Below are 17,160 nucleotides of genomic sequence, written 5' to 3'. Positions count from 1 at the left end.
TTATTATATTTTATTAATGGATCGGTTTTGGTACTTCCGGCCATTAACGTAGTGTTTATCCCATTTTTGGGATCAAATTACTACTCCTGTTTAATGACCGAGATCAGTATTTTAGTTCTTTTTATCTATTGGCGATAAGTATTGAGGGGTAGGTTCTGTGATTAAGTGCGCACCTTAGGTGTGCTAAAATGGAACACTATTAAGACGATAGCTCCACAGACACAAGCTTGGTTGTCTGACTCATGGTCTCGTAGTCAGGGAGCAGGGTTGGACGAAGCCAAGTTACCGCAGGAATTACGACTCGACGCCCAGGCGCTAGCCGAGCGGCATCACACCAACAAGCAACTCATCAATCTCACCGAACAACATGCACTGCCCCTGTTTAACCAGATGATGGCCCACAGTCAGAGCCGTTTGATCCTGTCGGATCGCGATGGCTATGTGCTTTGTCACTGGGGGGTAAGCCGGTATTCGGATAAGCTGGCCAATGTCGCCCTGGATGTGGGCGTCAACTGGCGTGAGGAGCATAAGGGCACCAATGCCATAGGCACGGCCCTTACTGCCAGGCAGACGGTATCTGTGATTGGCGAGCAGCACTTTATTCGCCATCACAGGTTTATGAGCTGCACCGCCAGCCCCATCTTCTCTCCCGAGGGCGAGCTACTCGGCGCCATCGACATTACCAGCGAACAGCAGCGTCATACCCAGCAGACCCTGGTGCTTATCGCCAGCTTGGTGCAGCAGATAGAGACGGCGCTCTTGTGTCATCTACCCGGCAGCCACTACCGCGTCGACCTCGCCGAGCAGCCATCGCTAATCGCCTCCGGCTGGCAGGGCATAGTGGTGGCCAATGTCGACGGTAAGATCTTAGGCTGCAACGCCATGGCCAAGCGGCTGCTGCATCGGCCGCGGGTGGGCGACGACATCCATAGGCACCTGGGGGCGAGTTGGAACAGTGGCGAGCACTTGTGCCAGGAGCAGCGACTGCATCTCAAGACCCAGCAGCTGGTAACGTCCAGCCCCAGTCAGCTGGTGAGTCAGCAGATAGGGGTGCGTTTTCGCGATGCCAAGTTAGAGCGTGCCTGGCAGCAGGCCAATAAGGTGGTGGTGCGCAATATTCCCTTGCTGATCTGCGGTGAGACCGGGGTGGGCAAGGAGCAATTTGTGAAGAAACTCCATGGTCAGAGCGCCCGCGCCCACGGCGCGCTGGTGGCGGTTAACTGCGCCGCCCTGCCGGCTGAGCTGGTGGAGTCTGAGCTCTTTGGTTACCAGGCGGGTGCCTTTACCGGCGCCTCCCGTCAGGGATTCGAGGGCAAGATACGTCAGGCCGAGGGCGGTTTTCTGTTTCTCGATGAGATAGGCGAGATGCCGCTGGCGACCCAGAGCCGACTGCTGCGGGTGTTGCAGGAGCGCGAGGTGGTGCCCGTGGGCAGCAATCGTAGCTACAAGGTGGATATTCAGGTGGTGGCCGCCACCCATGCGGATCTGCGCCAGCTGGTGAGCCGGGGAGCCTTTAGGGAAGATCTCTACTATCGTCTCAATGGTCTGCAGGTCACCCTGCCGCCACTGCGCCAGCGCAGTGATATAGAGCGCATCATCCACAAGCTGCACAAACGTTATCGCCAGGCGCCACAGCAGCTATGCCCTCAGCTGCTACAGCGCCTGTTGGTCCATGACTGGCCGGGCAATCTGCGAGAGCTGGATAACCTGATGCAGGTGGCCTGCCTGATGGCCGATGGAGAACCTGTGATGCAGTGGCAGTATCTGCCCGACACAGTGCAGGAGCAGCTCAAGGAGGCAAGAGCGCCCGAGGAGCAGATGCAGGATTGCGAGAGTGAGCTGAGTCTCATGGTTAATGCCAACATAGTCTCTAGCTATCACAGATTTGAAGGCAATGTGAGTCTCTGCGCCAAACACCTGGGGATCAGCCGTAATACACTTTATCGTAAACTCAAAGGCTTAGGGCTAAAACCGTGATCGAGTTATGCCCCTTGTGCATACCGATCATGCAAAATGTGCAGTGTATTCACGGCGGCAGATCTACTAGTCTGTCGATTCACTTGTTTATAAGGAGGCCCCATGTTTAAGGCACTCGTATTGACCCAGCTAGATAAACAGACCCAAGCCGATGTAAAACTGCTGCCTGAGAGCGATCTGCCCGAGGGCGACGTGTTGGTGGAGGTGAGTTACTCCTCCCTTAACTATAAGGATGGCCTGGCGATCACCGGCCTGGGCAAGATCATTCGCGAGTTTCCCATGGTGCCCGGCATCGACTTTGCCGGCGTGGTGAGCGAGTCGGCCGACCCCCGCTTTCAAGCGGGTGATGAGGTGATTCTGACCGGCTGGGGCGTGGGCGAGAACCATTGGGGCGGTATGGCGCAGAAGGCGCGAGTGAAGGCCGACTGGTTGGTACCTATGCCCAAGGGCTGCGATGCTGCCAAGGCGATGATGATAGGCACGGCTGGCCTGACGGCCATGTTGTGTGTGCAGGCGCTGCAGCAGGCGGGCGTGACTCCAGAAGGCGGCGACGTGCTGGTCACGGGGGCCAGTGGCGGTGTCGGTTCCGTGGCCGTGACCCTGCTGGCTCAGCTTGGTTATCGCGTGGTGGCCAGCACTGGCCGCGTCGAGGTAAACGGCGACTGGCTAACAGCCCTGGGGGCCAGCGAAGTGATCGATCGCAGCGAGCTTGAACAAGATAGTCGCCCGCTGGAGAAACAGCGCTGGGCGGGTGTGGTCGATACCGTTGGTAACAAGGTGTTGGCGACGGCATTGGCGCAGATGAAATATGACGGCAGCGCCGCCATCTGTGGTTTGGCGGGTGGTTTTGCCCTGCCGACGACTGTGATGCCCTTTATCCTGCGCGGAGTTAACCTACTGGGTATCGACTCGGTTGCCTGCCCGATTGAGAAGCGGGTCAAGGCCTGGGAGCAGGTGCTGGAGCTTCTGCCGGAGCAGTATTACCAGCAGGCTTGTCAGACTATCGGCCTGGAGCAGCTTGGCGAGTACGCCAGCAATATCGTTAAAGGCAAGGTGACTGGCCGGGTGCTGGTGAAGGTGTAAATCTCATGCTAAGTCATAGATAAAGATTAAGAATTAAAGATAAAGAAGTGGCCTCATGGCCACTTTTTTTTGCCTGCTCATCGGCTAATGCTATCTCTAACGCTAAGGCGTGGCTCGCCGCGTCTAGGGCTACGCTTGCTGGGCAAGCATCGGCCTGATGAGGTCGGTGATCATGCCGCGCAGCCAGGCCTGGGCCTTGTCCAATTCGCAGCGCGAATGCCAAAACAGGCTGTAGTTGAGCGCCGCAATGTCGAAGGGGAGGGGTTTCACCCTGAGTCGGTGACGGGCGGCGGCCATCTCGGCGAGTCCCTCGGGTAGGGTGATGATGAGCGGATGAATCGCCAGCAGTGCCAGGGCGCTGTCGAGGTGGGCGGTGCGCAGGCACTCCTGCCGCGGTGGGTGCTGGGCAATGGCCGCATCCACGATAGCCTTGACCCCGTCGCTGATGGCGATGGTGGCGTGGGGATAGTGCAGATAATCCCTGAGGGTCATTGGGCGATCCGCCACAGGATGATCGCTGGAGACTAGGCAACTGACGCCGACACGTCCCAGCGGCGTGCTGGAAAGCGGTGACGCCTGACCCAGGGCGCGGCAGATCGCCATATCGACTCCTTGCACGCTGAGCTGTTCGGTGAGTGTCTGGTGCTGCACCGGCAGGATATTGAGCCTTATGTGCGGTGCCTGACGATAGATCTCCGGCAGGATGAAGGGCAGCAGACCCTGAATGGCAAAATCGGTGGCGGCCAGGGGGAAGGCCTGTCGACACTGGCTGGGCACGAAGGCGCTGGGCGTCAGCAGGGTGAGCAGTTCACTGGTTGGCCCCTGCAACTTGCGATAGCAGTCCAGCGCATATTGGGTAGGCACCAGCTGCTGGCCCACCCGAGAAAACAGTGGATCGTCCAGCATCTGCCGCAGACGTCCCAGAATGCGGCTGGTGGCGGATTGGCTCAGGTGTAATCGTTTGGCGGCGCGGGTAACGCTGCGCTCCTCGACTAAGACTTGCAGGGCGATTAACAGGCTTAAATCCTGACGATAGATAGCTTCGAGTTCCATAGGTCGGCCAAGGTAGATCTGTATATGACCTAACTTACCAGTGTGGTGCCCATCTTGTCTGACTTTTTCGCTTACCCTTGCGCTAAGTCGCAACCTCTTCAGGGGGTTATGGCTCCATGCGTCATGGTTTGGAACGACTTCCAAAATACCCATAAAGTAGTATTTTTGAGCAAATTTGAAGCTAGCTATAAGTTTAGTGATGTTAACAAGTTGTTTTGAAACTAACTGTTGATTAACTCCCGTTTTGGAACCTGTTCCAGTCCTAAGATGGTGCTGTCGAATAAAACAAAAAGGGTGATAACAGATGAGCAACGTAGATCTGCTAGGACGCCGTAATTTCATTAAAGGTATGGGTGCCGCTGCGGGTATCGCAATGGCCGCACCTGCGATGGCAGTTTCCGAGAAAGCTGACGGTGTGAAATGGGACAAAGAAGTCGAAGTATTGATTATCGGTTCAGGTTTTGCCGGCTTAGCGGCCGCGATTGAAGCGACGCGCAACGGCGCGAAAGATGTGCACATCTTCGAGAAGATGGCCTACTTCGGTGGTAACTCTGCCATTAACGGTGGTCTGTTTGCGGCGCCTGGTACGCCGATGCAGAAGAAAGAAGGCGTTAAAGATTCGGTCGATCGTATGGTAGCGGATCAGCTTAAGTCTGGCCGTGGTATTGCCGACGAAGCCCTGCTGCGCCATGTGGCATCTCATGCGGTCGAGGCCCTGCAGATGACTATGGATGCCGGTGCCGAGTTCCATCCTTACCTGCAGCAGCTTGGTGGCCACTCGGTGGCGCGTACCTATCAAACCACGGTGAGCTGTGGCGCCGGTATCACACAGCCGCTTTATAAAGAATGTAAGAAGCTGGGTGTTCATACGCACAACCGCTCAAAGTTCGAAGGCTTCCTGGTGGGTGAAAAGGGCGAAGTGGTAGGCGTTAAAATGCGTCAAAACTATCACTTCGGTGAAGACCAGCCTGGTGAGGTGCTGAAGATCCGTGCCAAGCGCGGTGTGATCATGGCCACAGGCGGCTTCGCGCAAAACGTCGATCTGCGTATGGCGCAGGATCCGACCCTGACCTCAGAAGTGGGATGCACCAATGCGCCAGGCGCAACCGGTGAAGGCATGTATGAGATGTTCCGCCTGGGCGCGATTCCGGTTCACTTAGCACACATTCAGTCTGGCCCTTGGGCGTCGCCTGACGAAGGTGGATTTGGTTATGTGTCTAACTACTCTATCTACAACTTCCCGCATTCAATGGCCATTAACCGCCTGACGGGTAAGCGTTTCATGAACGAAATCGCCGACCGTAAGACCCGTGCCGATGCCGAGCTGGCGTGTCGTGACGAGAAGGGCAATCCGCTGCCGCCAATTTTGATCACCAGCTACAAGGATTCTAAGAAGCATCCAAACACCAAGAAGGTGATCAAGTACAACGTCGGTTGGAAGTTCGACACTATCGAAGAGCTTGCGAAGCACTTCGAGGTACCTTTGAAACCGCTTAAGGCGCAGATCGAAGAGTACAACAGCTATGTGAAGAGCGGTGAAGATAAGCAGTTTGGTAAGAACATGACGAAGGCGAAAGGCAAGTATATCGAAGCGCCATTTACCGTGGTACGTCTATGGCCGAAAGTGCATTACTGCCAGGGTGGTGTACAGGTGAATACCAAGGCCGAGGTGAAAGATAGCTTCACTGGTAAGCCGATTCCTGGTCTGTACGCGGCCGGTGAAGTCTGTGGTGGTATCCACGGAGTTAGCCGTCTGGGTAGCTGCTCAATTCCTGAGTGTATGGTAATGGGTATGACGGCTGCTCGCAGCGTCATGAAAGCCTAAGTCGACCGGTAATTAAGAGGAATCAATAATGAAAAAGTTAAATATTGTACTCGCGCTGGTCTTAGGTGGCTTAGTGAGTCTGTCTGCTCAAGCGATCGATCAACGCCCTTGGCACAAAGAGGTGATTGGCAAAGATTGTAAGACATGTCATGACAATGGCATTAAGCAATTCCCGTCGGATCAGGCCTGTCTACAGTGTCACGATGTCGATGATTTAGCCGAGCAAACCGCCCGTAGTGAAGAGGATAAGTGGCAGAACCCACATAACAACCTGCACTATGGTAAAGACTTGCCTTGTCAGGAATGTCACGGCGAGCACAAGGCGAAGAAACCTCTATGCAGCAACTGTCATACCTTCAAGTTTGACAAGCATAAAGAGTAATACTCCCTGAGTGAGAGACCCATGAAGTCATGGGTCTCATCCCATCTTAGCTCCACCTTCCTATTGGGAAGGATCACAAGTTATGGCTCCCCCTTGGCTTGTGAAATACTTCTAGCGACAGAAACAGTTTTATTATCCCTGCAAGGTTATCAGCTGTTAATGGTTTCGTTTATATGCTCCTTGGTTGACATGGCCAAGGGGCTTTTTTTATCGCCATTTTAATCATTAATTTCCTTTATAAACATAATGTTGTATTTATGTGAGCCCGGTCGGTATTTCTGCGGCGAAATTGTTGCAAATAGGTGCTGCTCAGCTTTTTGGAATGGATTCCAAGCATATTATGCCGCTCAGTAAGTGGTGAAAAAAATAATATGTGAATAAGGATGAGATGAATGAAAAAGACCATTATTGCGTTGTCATTGTTGTCGGCCAATGGCGCGATGGCGGCGAGCCTTCCCGACTTTCTTGATCAGCAGGATATCGACAATGCCGAGTTCAAATGCCTGGGCGAACCGGTCAAGCACACTAAGGCGGATCAGAAGTATGTCGACATGCTGTGGGATGAGACGCTGACCTACCTCAAGGCTTATGCTGTGGCCTTAACCAACGGTGAGAGCAGCCACTGTCTGAACTCAGACGAGGCCATGGTCGACTCGACCCAGGGCGGTCAGAAGATCTGCATCATGGATCGCCGTGACATGAAGCTGATGGTGAAAAACATCTATCAGGTGATCAATAACCCTGACAAGGCCAAGCAGTGCTTCGGCGCCCGCCAGGAGGTGAACTGGATCTATAACCCAGGCGGAGAGCTCACTAAAAATTCGCCCGTGGCGCAACATTTCAAGCGCACCAGCTTCGATGAGTTCTTTAAGACCAAGGTGATCAATAAAGAGGTGCAGAAGCTAGGTAAAACCTTCACCAAAAACTTCGCCAAGATGGTGACTGGCGATGAGGTAAAGATGCCTTCGGCCTTCCCTTATGACATCAGCGCCAACGCTCTGCCAAACCTGTGGGCGGCGGCGGGCTGGTTCCCTATGTACGCCGAAGAGAGTAAGCGTAACGATAAGAACTTTAACAACATTCGCGGCGGTTACGCCTATGCCGAGATCTTCGGCCACTGGGGGCTGCTGCGTATCGATGAGATCAATGGTGAGAAGGTGGGCGCCGAGGTGGGGATGACAGTGCAGTCGGTCGATACCCTCTACCCCTATCATAATCACGCGATCTCAGAGATCTACTACAACATGCGCGTGCCGGCATGTACCAATCAGTTCAAGAGCTTTGCCGTGCGCGCCGACTCGCCGCTGCTCAAGACGGTGAAGCAGGACGATAAGATGCGCCGAGTGCAGTTCGATGCCGGGCAGCACAATGGCCACACCCAATGGCTTGCCGGTAGCTATCAGCAAGATCCGCTGATGTACTTCCACCAAAACACCATACATGCCTTCGATGTCGACGGCAGCTGCGAGGCCAAGCCGGAAGAGCGGGCCATCGTCTCCGTTTGGGCAAGAAGTAACGCCCACGATAAGCGTAATGACTATGGCACCACCTTGCTGTGTGAATCGCACAGCTCTGGCTTTGATAGCAGCGACAGTTCAAGGCATTCAACTGAGGGCATGCCGAGGCCTGCTGAAGTTGAATAACGCCGAAATGGTGTTGCTATCAAAGCCCCGCAGGGCGAGGCTTACAGCGGTATTTGCTGCGTTACAGTTCTTGCGAAGGACTAGGGCCATTCGCTGCAAACTGTGCCTTGCATCTATCCACTTTAAGCACACGCAGAGCAAGCACGGGACTTATTCGCACCTTCCCTAGTACAGCTTAAGTAAGGCCAAGTATATGGCCAGGCTCGCCGTGCGCCGTTGTTGCACGGCAATTAACAATAAAGGGTGAAATGATGAAGAAGTTTAATGTATCTCTCGTGGCGGCGTTGCTGCCCCTGGCCTTGGTGGGAGTGGCCCAGGCGCAAGAACAAGAAGACGGTATCGATGTGTCGGGCACAGTGAGGGTGAACTACGCCTATAAAGATTACAGTGAGAGCTCGAAAGACAAGGGGGGCGACTTTGCCTTCGACATGGCGGCGATCAAGTTTAACGGCAAACTCGGTGAGTGGGGCTTAGCGAGCGAATATCGTTTCTTCGATGGCTGGCAGGCGCTGCGTTACGGTTATGGGTTTTATGACCTTAATCCCGAGTGGCAGATCCAGTTTGGTGTGAACCAGGTGCCCTTCGGCAATCCAGGCTTCATCTCTAACAGCTTCTGGTTTGGCGTGCCTTATTACCTAGGCTTCGAGGATGACTACGATCTGGGTGTTAAAGGGGTATATTCCAGTGGTGCCTGGGGCACAGAGATGGCCTTCTATAAGAATGCCGAATACGGCGCCGGCCGCGCGGATCGCTACTCAACCGATCTTTACAGCGGTGTGGTTAATGGTACCGAGTACAATAACGAGGAGACTAACCAGCTAAACCTTCGTCAAACCTATGAGATGAGCTACGAAGGTGGCAGGACCTTGTTTGGCGCCTCTGTCGAATTTGGCCAGATCTACAACAATAAGACGGGCAATAATGGCGACCGTTATGCCGTGGCGCTGCACATGGATAGCAGCTACCAAGGTTGGAACCTGCAGCTGCAGGCGATGCAATATGAATATGACGCCGCCGATGCCGTAGATAGCAACAAGATCGCCGTGGCGGCCTACAACTGGCAATATGAGATTGCGGCTAAGGCTCAGGCCTATAGCGTTAACCTTGCCAAGACGATAGCGACCGATTGGGGTAGCCTGAAGTTCTATAATGATTTCGGCATGGTAACTCCAGATGTGGCCGATGACGGCTACGACACCAGCTACCAGAACGTCACAGGCTGTGCCATCGCCGCCGGTGCCACCTATACCATGGTCGATTTCATTGTAGGTAAAAATATGTATGCCTCGACCCGTGACAACGGCCATGTTGGTTTGCCAGAAGTGGGTGACAGTTGGGACAAGCGTATCAACATCAACTTTGGCTACTACTTCTAAGGGTTAACGCAATAGCGCTTAGAAGCGTGAAGCGATAGTCAGCATCTCTGTCATTAAAAATGCCAACCTTAGGGTTGGCATTTTTTCTAGCAATAAAAGTATCTGATTTTAATCGATTAAGCTCTAATCGGCAGTCAGAGTCACAGCTTGGAATGGGTTCCGTCGATAAAGTAGGCGTCAGTTAATTTGCCCTAATGACGAGCTTAGCCCTGCTATGAAAACCATCGGTTTCAAGAAAACCATCACCCTGTCGGTGATCATTTTAGTGTCTTTGTGTTTGGCACTGTCTAACCTGTTCTCTTATCTCAGTTTAAAGGCCAACACCGTCGAACAGGTGAACAGTGAACTGCAAACCATGGCACGCTTCGAGGCAGAAGGGATACAGAATTGGTTTATGAGCAAGGCCAATAGTATTGATGCGCTAGCGGCACAATACAGGCGCGGTCAACTCAATGGTGACTATGTGATGCTGGCTAGGCTGGTCAAAGAGAATAGCCTTTTATACTCGGTCTTTTGGGGGTTTGAAGATGGCAGCTCCTACGCCAGCGTAGTCGACGATGCGATTTGGCACAATGGCATCGCCGATCCCAGTCAATATGATCCTCGCCCTCGGGGCTGGTATCAGTTGGCCAGAAACAGTGACAAGGCGGTATTGACCGATATTTATGTCGACATGGTTACCGGGAACCCGGTGATCTCCATAGTCACGGATGTGGGAGATGGTGTGCTGTCGGGTGACATTGGCCTGGAGATCTTAGAGGACACAGTCAGTAGCATAGATTTTCCAGGTGCATCGGCGGCCATCATAGATGAAGCGGGCAAGGTGCTGGCCTCCAATATGGCAGAATTACAGGCGGGTAAACTGATGAGCCAGCAAGGCTGGGGGTTGTTGGAACAAGAGATGGTGACGCGGGAGGAATTCGCGTCAGCGTATCAGGGAGCGGGCAGAGACTTGCTGCTCTACAGTCATGTCATTCCGCTATTACAGGGAAAGAAAAAGTGGTTTCTTGTGCTTAATATCGATCAAGATATCGCTTATGCCAAGGTCGATGAGGCGCTAGAGGCGGCCTTGATCAATTCCGGCGTCATGTTATTGGTCAGTAGCATATTGGTGCTACTTATTCTGAATTGGCTGTATCGTCCAATCCTACAACTTAAGCAAGTGGTCACAGGTTTGTCACAAGGGCAAGCCGACCTCACCATGAGGCTACCAGTAAATAGCCGTGATGATCTCGGTGATATTGCCGCCGGCGTTAACCGTTTTATTGCGCATCTTGAGGGGATCGTGAAGGAGCTGTATGCCGACTCGCAGGATATAGGGCGGAGTATTGTCGCGCTGCAAGGACAGATGGACGGTAATAGCCAAGTGCTGAGCAAGCATGTGCAAGAGACAGAGCAGATAGTGGCCGCCGTCGAGGAGATGAGCGCTACGGCAAACGATGTGGCAGGCAATACCTCGCAGGGTTCACAGGTGGCGACCTTGGCAAGCTCGCAGATCAATGACACTAAACAGATAGTGGCTAATACTCGTGAGACGGTTAAGCGATTGATAGAAGATGTCGAGGCGACCGAGAGTAGCATCAGTAATATTGCCCATGACGCAGCAACGATCACTAAGGTGCTGCAGGTGATTGGCGACATCGCCGATCAGACTAACCTATTGGCGTTAAATGCCGCCATAGAGGCCGCAAGGGCTGGTGAACAGGGGCGCGGGTTTGCTGTGGTTGCCGATGAGGTGAGGGCTCTGGCGGCCAGAACTCAATCGAGCACCGCCGAGATAGAATCAACATTGAGTCAGCTGCTCAAGGGGATCGATGCGACGGTCATTACCATGGTGCAAACTAAGGAAACCTGCGAGAAAACCAATCACTGGACTAACAATGTGACAACCAATCTCGATGAGGTGATTCAGTCGGTGGAGACGGTGAGCGATCTTAATACTCAAATTGCCACCGCAGCTGAAGAGCAAAGCATGGTGTCGGCGGAGGTGAGTCGCAATATGGCCGAGATACGCGACATGGTGGTGGTGTTAGAAGATAGCGGTTCGGCGAGTCGTGATGAGACGCTTAAATTGTCAGCCTCGAATCAGAAGCTGCTGGCAGTAGTGGATAAATTTACCTTAGGTTAACTCGCGTATAGCAGCTGTGCCGACTGGCACAGCCGTGATTGTGCGTCGCGACTTAGCCGGGATAACTCTCGGCTAGGTTGTTGACGTTGGCCTTGATCAGGGTGATCAGCTGCTGGGTCGCGTCGGTCTGGGTATCGGGATTGAGATAGAGGGACTCGTTAAACACTGGCAGTACGGGTAGCTGGTGTTCAACTGGATCCAAAATCTGCATCCTGTCGTTGACCCTGAACTCGGCGATGGGGGCTATGGTGAGATCGTTCTCCACCGCCATGCACAGCGCCTGCGGTGACGGGGTTGAGAGCAACACGTTGATCGGCCTCATGGTGAGCTGGTGGTTGGCAAACACCTGAGCGCGTATCGGACAGTTTTCCGGGTAGAGCGCCATGGGAATGGTTTCGCGTTTGTGGGCGTTCCCCTCTTTAGCAGCAACCCAATGAAAATTGCGTTCAAACAGCAATTCACCGTTGGCCGGTGGCTGCCAGTGAGTCGCGACGATAAGGTCGAACTCTCCCTGCTGCAGTCGCTTATACAGGTTGCCGCTGACATCTGTGTCGATCACCAGCTCGATACAGGTAAATTCGCGAATAAACTCCAGCAGGCAACTGCCTAGATAACGTTTGATATAGTCGGTCGGCACACCCAGGCGGATGATTTCGCGGTTCTGACACTCCTTGAGATCATCCAGCGCCTGCGAGTTGAGCTGCAACATCTTGTAGGCGTAGTTCAGCAGGGTCTCACCGGACTCGGTGAGTGTGACGCCCTTGTTGTCTCTGATCAACAGCTCCTGCCCCACGCTCTCCTCGAGCTTCTTGATTTGCAGGCTGAGCGCCGACTGGGTGCGGCAGATCTTGTCGGCGGCTTTCGACAGGTTGCCCGATTCCGCGACGGCGATGAAGCTCTCTAGCAATTCGATCTTTAACATGGGCTATTGGCTTTGTTCATAGTGGTATCAGTATTACTCAATATCCCTGGTTAGAGAACACTGTTATCGTTTGATTGTGAAGTTGCAATTAAGATGTTTCGTAAAGTGTGATGAGGTCGATATGAGTAGCTGGGAGCAAAGAACAGATTATCTTGTTGAGGTGGCGCAGCGCTGCCTTAGGGGGCATCAGAGTTTCGACCTGTGCCGTTCTCATCTCGTTGCGGCCAGCCAGATCTCTAAGGGAACCATCTATAATCATTTCACCACAGAGGCAGACTTGGTGGTGGCGGTTGCCTGTGCCCAATACCAAGGTTGGCTCAATGCGGCCGAGAGTGAACAGCAAGGCGATACCGATCCCTTTGAATGCTATCTGTTCCATCACTGTCAGCGTTTGTATGATGTTTTGGCGCAAAAGCGCTTCGTGATAGAGCACATGATGCCCAATCAAGAGTTATTGCAGCAGGCCTCAGAGGTGTATCGCGATAGATTTAATGATCTATTTGCACAATATTGTCAGTGGAATCAGGGCATGATCTCAGCCGTTGGCGATCGTCCTGGCTTTGATCGCTACGAACTGCTTAAAAACTATATTCGCGGCACCATGATCAATAGCGATGATGGCCTTAAGTGCTGTGACGACGTGCAAACCTACTATCAATTTAGTTATGCGATGGCCCAGCTGATGGGACACTCAGACAGACGCATTCCCACCAAGCAAACCTTTTCAGTCTGGCTAGCGCAGAGAGAGCCGCAGCAAACTAACGCGGCAGCCTGATAATCACTTCGAGTCCGTGAGGGGCCGCGTTGTGGGCCACTATCTGCCCCTGGTGGGCCTGTATGGCTGCCTTGGCGATCGCCAGTCCCAGTCCCCAGCCGCCGGATTCCCTCTCTCGCGCCGATTGCGGGCGATAGAAGGGCTCGAAGATCGCCTGCAGATCCGCCTCATTCTCTATGCCTGGACCATCATCCCTGATGCTGAGGATCACCCGCTCGGGCTCGGCGTAGGCACGTATGCTGACTTCCCGCTCGGCGTAGCGGATGGCGTTACGCAGCAGGTTCTCCACCGCCCTGGCGAGAGGGCGGGGATTGAGCATCAGCATCAGGCTGTCGTCTATGTCGATCAGCAGAGATTTCTGTTGCTGCTCCGCCTCGAACTCGGCGTCGTCTAAAACCTGTCCCAGGGTCTCGGCCAACGACAACTTATGCTTGTGCTCGTGAATATCCAGCTTCACCCGCGACAGCTCCAGCAGCTCGGCGATCATCGCCTCCAGTTGCTCCGCCTCATAGCCGATACGCTCTATCTCGGTCGAGGTCTGGCCCTTCTTGCGGGTGAGGGCGAGGGCGAGCTGTAGCCGGGTCAGCGGCGTCCTGAGTTCGTGGGAGATGTCGCTGATCAGGCGCTGCTGACTGTTGACCATGGACTCGATGGCATCGGCCATGGCGTTGAAGGATTGCGCTAATTGGCCAATCTCATCTTTACGCGCCGTGGTGCTGGCATCGGCCCTGTGGCTGAGATCGCCGCTGGCGACCGCCTCGGCGCTCTGTTTGAGGGCGCGCAGGGGTTTGCCCAGGTGCCAGGCCAGCAGGCCACACAGCAGGCCCGAGAGTAAGATAGCCAGGGTCAGGGTGAGTGCGATGTTTTCGGCGAAGAAGAAGAACCAGGGCCTGGGGTGCATCTCGGCGAGACGCCCATAGAGGGTGTAGCGTTTACCCTTGATCTCGAAAGGTTCGGGGCCAAACAGCAACTCGCTCTTAAACTGATGGCTGATGGGGTGTCCCGCCTCGTCGGCCATCAGCATGAAGCGCCGTATGCCCCGTGAGACCCGCTGGTTGTTGATCAGTTGGCCCTGTTCGTCCGCCACATAGAAGCGCACCGGCTTGTTGCCCATCTCCTTGAGTCTGTGCCAGCGCTTGTCGCGCTTGGTGGTCAGCAGTTCGGGGTGTTCCTGTAGGTGTTCAACGACTCGTTCGAGCAGCCCCTGCAGGTCGGGCGGAATAGGGGCCTGATCGTGATTCTGCTGCAGAAGCGGCAGCAGGCCGACGATGGCGATGATCAGGCTGCTACAGAGCCAGAAACTCAGCAGCAGCTTGATGAAGATACGATTGGGAAGACTGCTAATTTTCATCAGGTTAGCCAGATATAGCCCTTGCCTCTGAGGGTCTTGACCCTGGGGCGCCCGTCGGTGCGTTCCGGCAGCTTCTTACGTAAGTTAGACAGGTGCATATCCAGGCTGCGATCGAAGGGCATTAGCTTCTTGCCCAGCACATTCTCGCTGAGGTTGTCTTTGCTCAGCACCTCGCCGCTGTGCTGGATCATATGGTAGAGCAGGCTAAATTCGGTGCCCGTGAGGATCAGCAGTTGATCCTGGCAGACCACTTCCTGACGGCTGGGGTCCAGCTTGATGTCGGCAAACTCCAGTATGCCGGGCTGCTGATCGTCGACCTGATGGCCGGTGCGACGAATGATCGCCTTGATACGTGCCACCAGTTCCCTGTCGTTGAAGGGCTTGGGCAGGTAGTCGTCGGCGCCGATTTCGAGGCCCACGACCCTGTCTATCTCGTCGCCGCGGGCGGTAAGCATGAGCACCGGGGTCTGTTTCTTGGCCCGCAACGCCTTGAGTACCTCGAAGCCGTTGAGCTTGGGCAACATGACATCGAGCAGGATGAGATCGAACTGCTGCTCCAGCGCCAGGGCGAGTCCGGCTGCGCCATCGTGGGCCAGGGTTAGATTAAACCCTTCAAGTTCAAGCAGTTGTGCTAGCAGTTCCGCTAGCCCTAGATCGTCATCGATTAACAGAATTTGGCTCATGGTACGTCTCTCTACACCTATAACAGCTTGAGTATACCCTTTTAGATGTCAATTGCAGTCTAAGAATGTAAGTCTAGGTAAAGGCGTGATGGACAGCAGATTCTCACTCTTTGGGCAAACTTTACAGAGGTTTACCTTAGGAAAACCCTGCATTACATAGGGGGGCGTACACTGTTAGTGTCGAAGCTCCTCCCAGAGCGAACTAACTATCCGCAATAAGCGTAAGAGGCAGATTATGAATAAGATGACCCTAAAATCAGGATTATTGGCGTTAATGACCAGTGCGGCCCTGTTAGCACCGGCTGTGTATGCGGCGGGCCCAGACGATGGCGGTTGTCGTCATGAGATGCGAGGTGATCACAGAGGTTACCATAACGAGATGCATAAGATGTTTCGTGGTTTGGATCTCACCGATGCACAGCGTAGCCAGATGAAGGAGTTGATGCAGGCTCACCGTGAGGCGATGCAGGCCAAGCGACCTTCGGATGAGATACGCGCGGCGCATAAGCAGCAGATGCTGGATATGATCACCTCAGACAGCTTCAACGAGGCCGATCTTAAGTCCATGATGGCGCAGCGCAGCGAGCTCAGGGCCCAGGCCGCAGTAGAGCGCATGAAGATGCAACATGAAATCTATCAACTGCTTACACCTGAACAGCAGGCGAAATTTAAAGAGAATTTCGCCAAGCGCGGTGGACGTAAAGGTGATCGCCGATAGGGCATAACTAAGTTACAATGGGTCATATTCTTCCCCTGCTAATTATTAGCTGTAATATGACCCTATGACCGACACTTCCCAATACGATTTTTGGGTAAAGCTGGCCAGCCGCGCCGCTGTGGCGACCGCGCTTACCCTGATAGTGATCAAACTGGCGGCCTGGTTCTATTCAGGCTCCGCCAGTATGCTGGCATCCCTCACCGACTCCTTCGCCGACGCCCTGGCATCCATAGTCAACTTCATCGCCATTCGCTATGCCATAGTGCCCGCGGATCAAGACCATAGATACGGTCATGGTAAGGCCGAGCCCCTGGCAGCCCTGGCGCAGTCGGCCTTCATTCTTGGCTCGGCACTGCTGCTCTTGCTACATGGCAGTGACAGGCTGATCAACCCAACCCCGGTCAACCACGCCATGGTGGGTGTGGTCGTGTCGGTGATCGCCATTGTGCTGACCTTGGCTTTGGTGTTGCTGCAACGTCGAGCGCTGGCCAAGACCTCGAGCACCATAGTGGAAGCCGATGCCCTGCATTATAAGTCGGATCTGTTTCTTAACAGCGCCGTGCTGCTGGCGCTTGTCCTGTCGCAGATTGGCTGGTGGTGGGCCGACGGCCTGTTCGCCATCTTGATTGCCCTGTTCATCGGTCAGCAGGCGGTGGACCTAGGCTATCGCTCGGCGCAGTCGCTGCTGGACCGGGAGTTGGATGCCGATACCAAGCTCAAGATAGTGCAGGCGATAGAGAAAGATCCCCGCATCAATGGCTTTCATGATCTGCGTACTCGCACCTCGGGCAAGACCACCTTTGTGCAGTGTCATCTGGAGCTTGATGGTAACCTGCCGCTGGTGGAAGCTCATGCCATTGCTGATGCTGCGGAGGCAAGGGTAAGAAGCCTGTTTGAACATGTGGAAGTGTTGATTCACCAAGACCCTATTTAATCAATTCTAGGTGGCGAGGCCGATCTGGCGTCGCCGCCGAAAATTCTACATAACCCCGTCTTTAGGGAAACTGCGAACAAGTCCTGCAATTTAGGTATCGAGCGAGGTTTTGAGCGGCCCGCCTGATTTTTGAACGCTAAGTGTTCAATTTTGGCCAACATACTGCCGTTTTACGCCGAATTTCGACCTAATTCCAGGCTGTTCCCGGATTTCAGACAGATCTTGGCTGTCGTCGTAACATCTGGTCTACTTTAAACAGGTTCGCCAAGGTGAATAGCATGGCTAACTGTGAGTCATTTTTCGTCAGCCC

14 protein-coding genes are annotated in these 17,160 nt (G+C 54.0%); 10 read left to right on the top strand and 4 right to left on the bottom strand.

Features of this window, described 5'->3' with window-relative positions; translation table 11 throughout:
* Positions 1-180 precede the first annotated feature (180 nt).
* Entirely contained in the window at positions 181-1,977 is a 1,797-nt protein-coding gene (locus L1D47_RS17045) for a sigma-54-dependent Fis family transcriptional regulator (protein ID WP_239886168.1), read from the top strand.
* Positions 1,978-2,079: 102 nt separating this feature from the next.
* Complete coding sequence (locus L1D47_RS17040) at positions 2,080-3,060, top strand: MDR family oxidoreductase (RefSeq protein ID WP_239886167.1); 981 nt, start codon at positions 2,080-2,082, stop codon at positions 3,058-3,060.
* Between the two features lie 129 nt (positions 3,061-3,189).
* Here L1D47_RS17040 and L1D47_RS17035 read toward each other — a convergent pair whose 3' ends face one another.
* Positions 3,190-4,113: a LysR family transcriptional regulator gene (locus tag L1D47_RS17035; protein WP_239886166.1), complete on the bottom strand. Its 924-nt coding sequence runs from the start codon at positions 4,111-4,113 to the stop codon at positions 3,190-3,192.
* Between the two features lie 304 nt (positions 4,114-4,417).
* On the opposite strand from L1D47_RS17035, the gene L1D47_RS17030 reads away from it, so the two are divergent.
* The 5 genes from L1D47_RS17030 (at position 4,418) to L1D47_RS17010 (ending at position 11,467) form a co-directional block, all read left to right on the top strand.
* Positions 4,418-5,938 (top strand): flavocytochrome c, encoded by a 1,521-nt coding sequence (locus L1D47_RS17030; protein WP_239886165.1) that lies wholly within the window; start codon positions 4,418-4,420, stop codon positions 5,936-5,938.
* Positions 5,939-5,966: 28 nt separating this feature from the next.
* Complete coding sequence (locus L1D47_RS17025) at positions 5,967-6,320, top strand: cytochrome c3 family protein (RefSeq protein ID WP_041508862.1); 354 nt, start codon at positions 5,967-5,969, stop codon at positions 6,318-6,320.
* 392 nt (positions 6,321-6,712) lie between these two features.
* A complete protein-coding gene (locus L1D47_RS17020) occupies positions 6,713-7,963 on the top strand; it encodes a hypothetical protein (protein WP_239886164.1) in 1,251 nt (416 codons plus the stop codon).
* 248 nt (positions 7,964-8,211) lie between these two features.
* On the top strand, positions 8,212-9,339 hold the full coding sequence (locus tag L1D47_RS17015; RefSeq protein ID WP_239886163.1) for a hypothetical protein: 1,128 nt from the start codon (positions 8,212-8,214) through the stop codon (positions 9,337-9,339).
* Positions 9,340-9,553: 214 nt separating this feature from the next.
* A complete protein-coding gene (locus L1D47_RS17010; RefSeq protein WP_239886162.1) occupies positions 9,554-11,467 on the top strand; it encodes a methyl-accepting chemotaxis protein in 1,914 nt (637 codons plus the stop codon).
* A gap of 52 nt (positions 11,468-11,519) precedes the next feature.
* Here the strand turns inward: L1D47_RS17010 and L1D47_RS17005 are convergent, their stop codons facing one another.
* Entirely contained in the window at positions 11,520-12,389 is an 870-nt protein-coding gene (locus tag L1D47_RS17005) for a LysR family transcriptional regulator (protein WP_239886161.1), read from the bottom strand.
* 121 nt (positions 12,390-12,510) lie between these two features.
* On the opposite strand from L1D47_RS17005, the gene L1D47_RS17000 reads away from it, so the two are divergent.
* Positions 12,511-13,164: a TetR/AcrR family transcriptional regulator gene (locus tag L1D47_RS17000; RefSeq protein ID WP_239886160.1), complete on the top strand. Its 654-nt coding sequence runs from the start codon at positions 12,511-12,513 to the stop codon at positions 13,162-13,164.
* Here the strand turns inward: L1D47_RS17000 and L1D47_RS16995 are convergent.
* Complete coding sequence (locus L1D47_RS16995; protein WP_239886159.1) at positions 13,148-14,515, bottom strand: ATP-binding protein; 1,368 nt, start codon at positions 14,513-14,515, stop codon at positions 13,148-13,150. The genes L1D47_RS17000 and L1D47_RS16995 overlap by 17 nt on opposite strands.
* Positions 14,515-15,198: a response regulator gene (locus tag L1D47_RS16990; RefSeq protein WP_239886158.1), complete on the bottom strand. Its 684-nt coding sequence runs from the start codon at positions 15,196-15,198 to the stop codon at positions 14,515-14,517. The genes L1D47_RS16995 and L1D47_RS16990 overlap by 1 nt, the downstream gene beginning before the upstream one ends.
* Positions 15,199-15,433: 235 nt before the next feature.
* Here L1D47_RS16990 and L1D47_RS16985 point away from each other — a divergent pair, with 235 nt between their 5' ends.
* Positions 15,434-15,916, top strand: coding sequence for a Spy/CpxP family protein refolding chaperone (locus L1D47_RS16985; RefSeq protein ID WP_239886157.1), 483 nt, complete (start codon positions 15,434-15,436; stop codon positions 15,914-15,916).
* A 64-nt stretch (positions 15,917-15,980) separates the two neighbouring features.
* Positions 15,981-16,850, top strand: coding sequence for a cation diffusion facilitator family transporter (locus tag L1D47_RS16980; protein WP_239886156.1), 870 nt, complete (start codon positions 15,981-15,983; stop codon positions 16,848-16,850).
* Positions 16,851-17,160 lie beyond the last annotated feature (310 nt).

Origin of the sequence: Shewanella sp. Isolate7 (assembly GCF_022398425.1) — a bacterium.
Lineage (GTDB): Bacteria > Pseudomonadota > Gammaproteobacteria > Enterobacterales > Shewanellaceae > Shewanella.
This window is presented reverse-complemented; position numbering and strand designations above follow the sequence as displayed.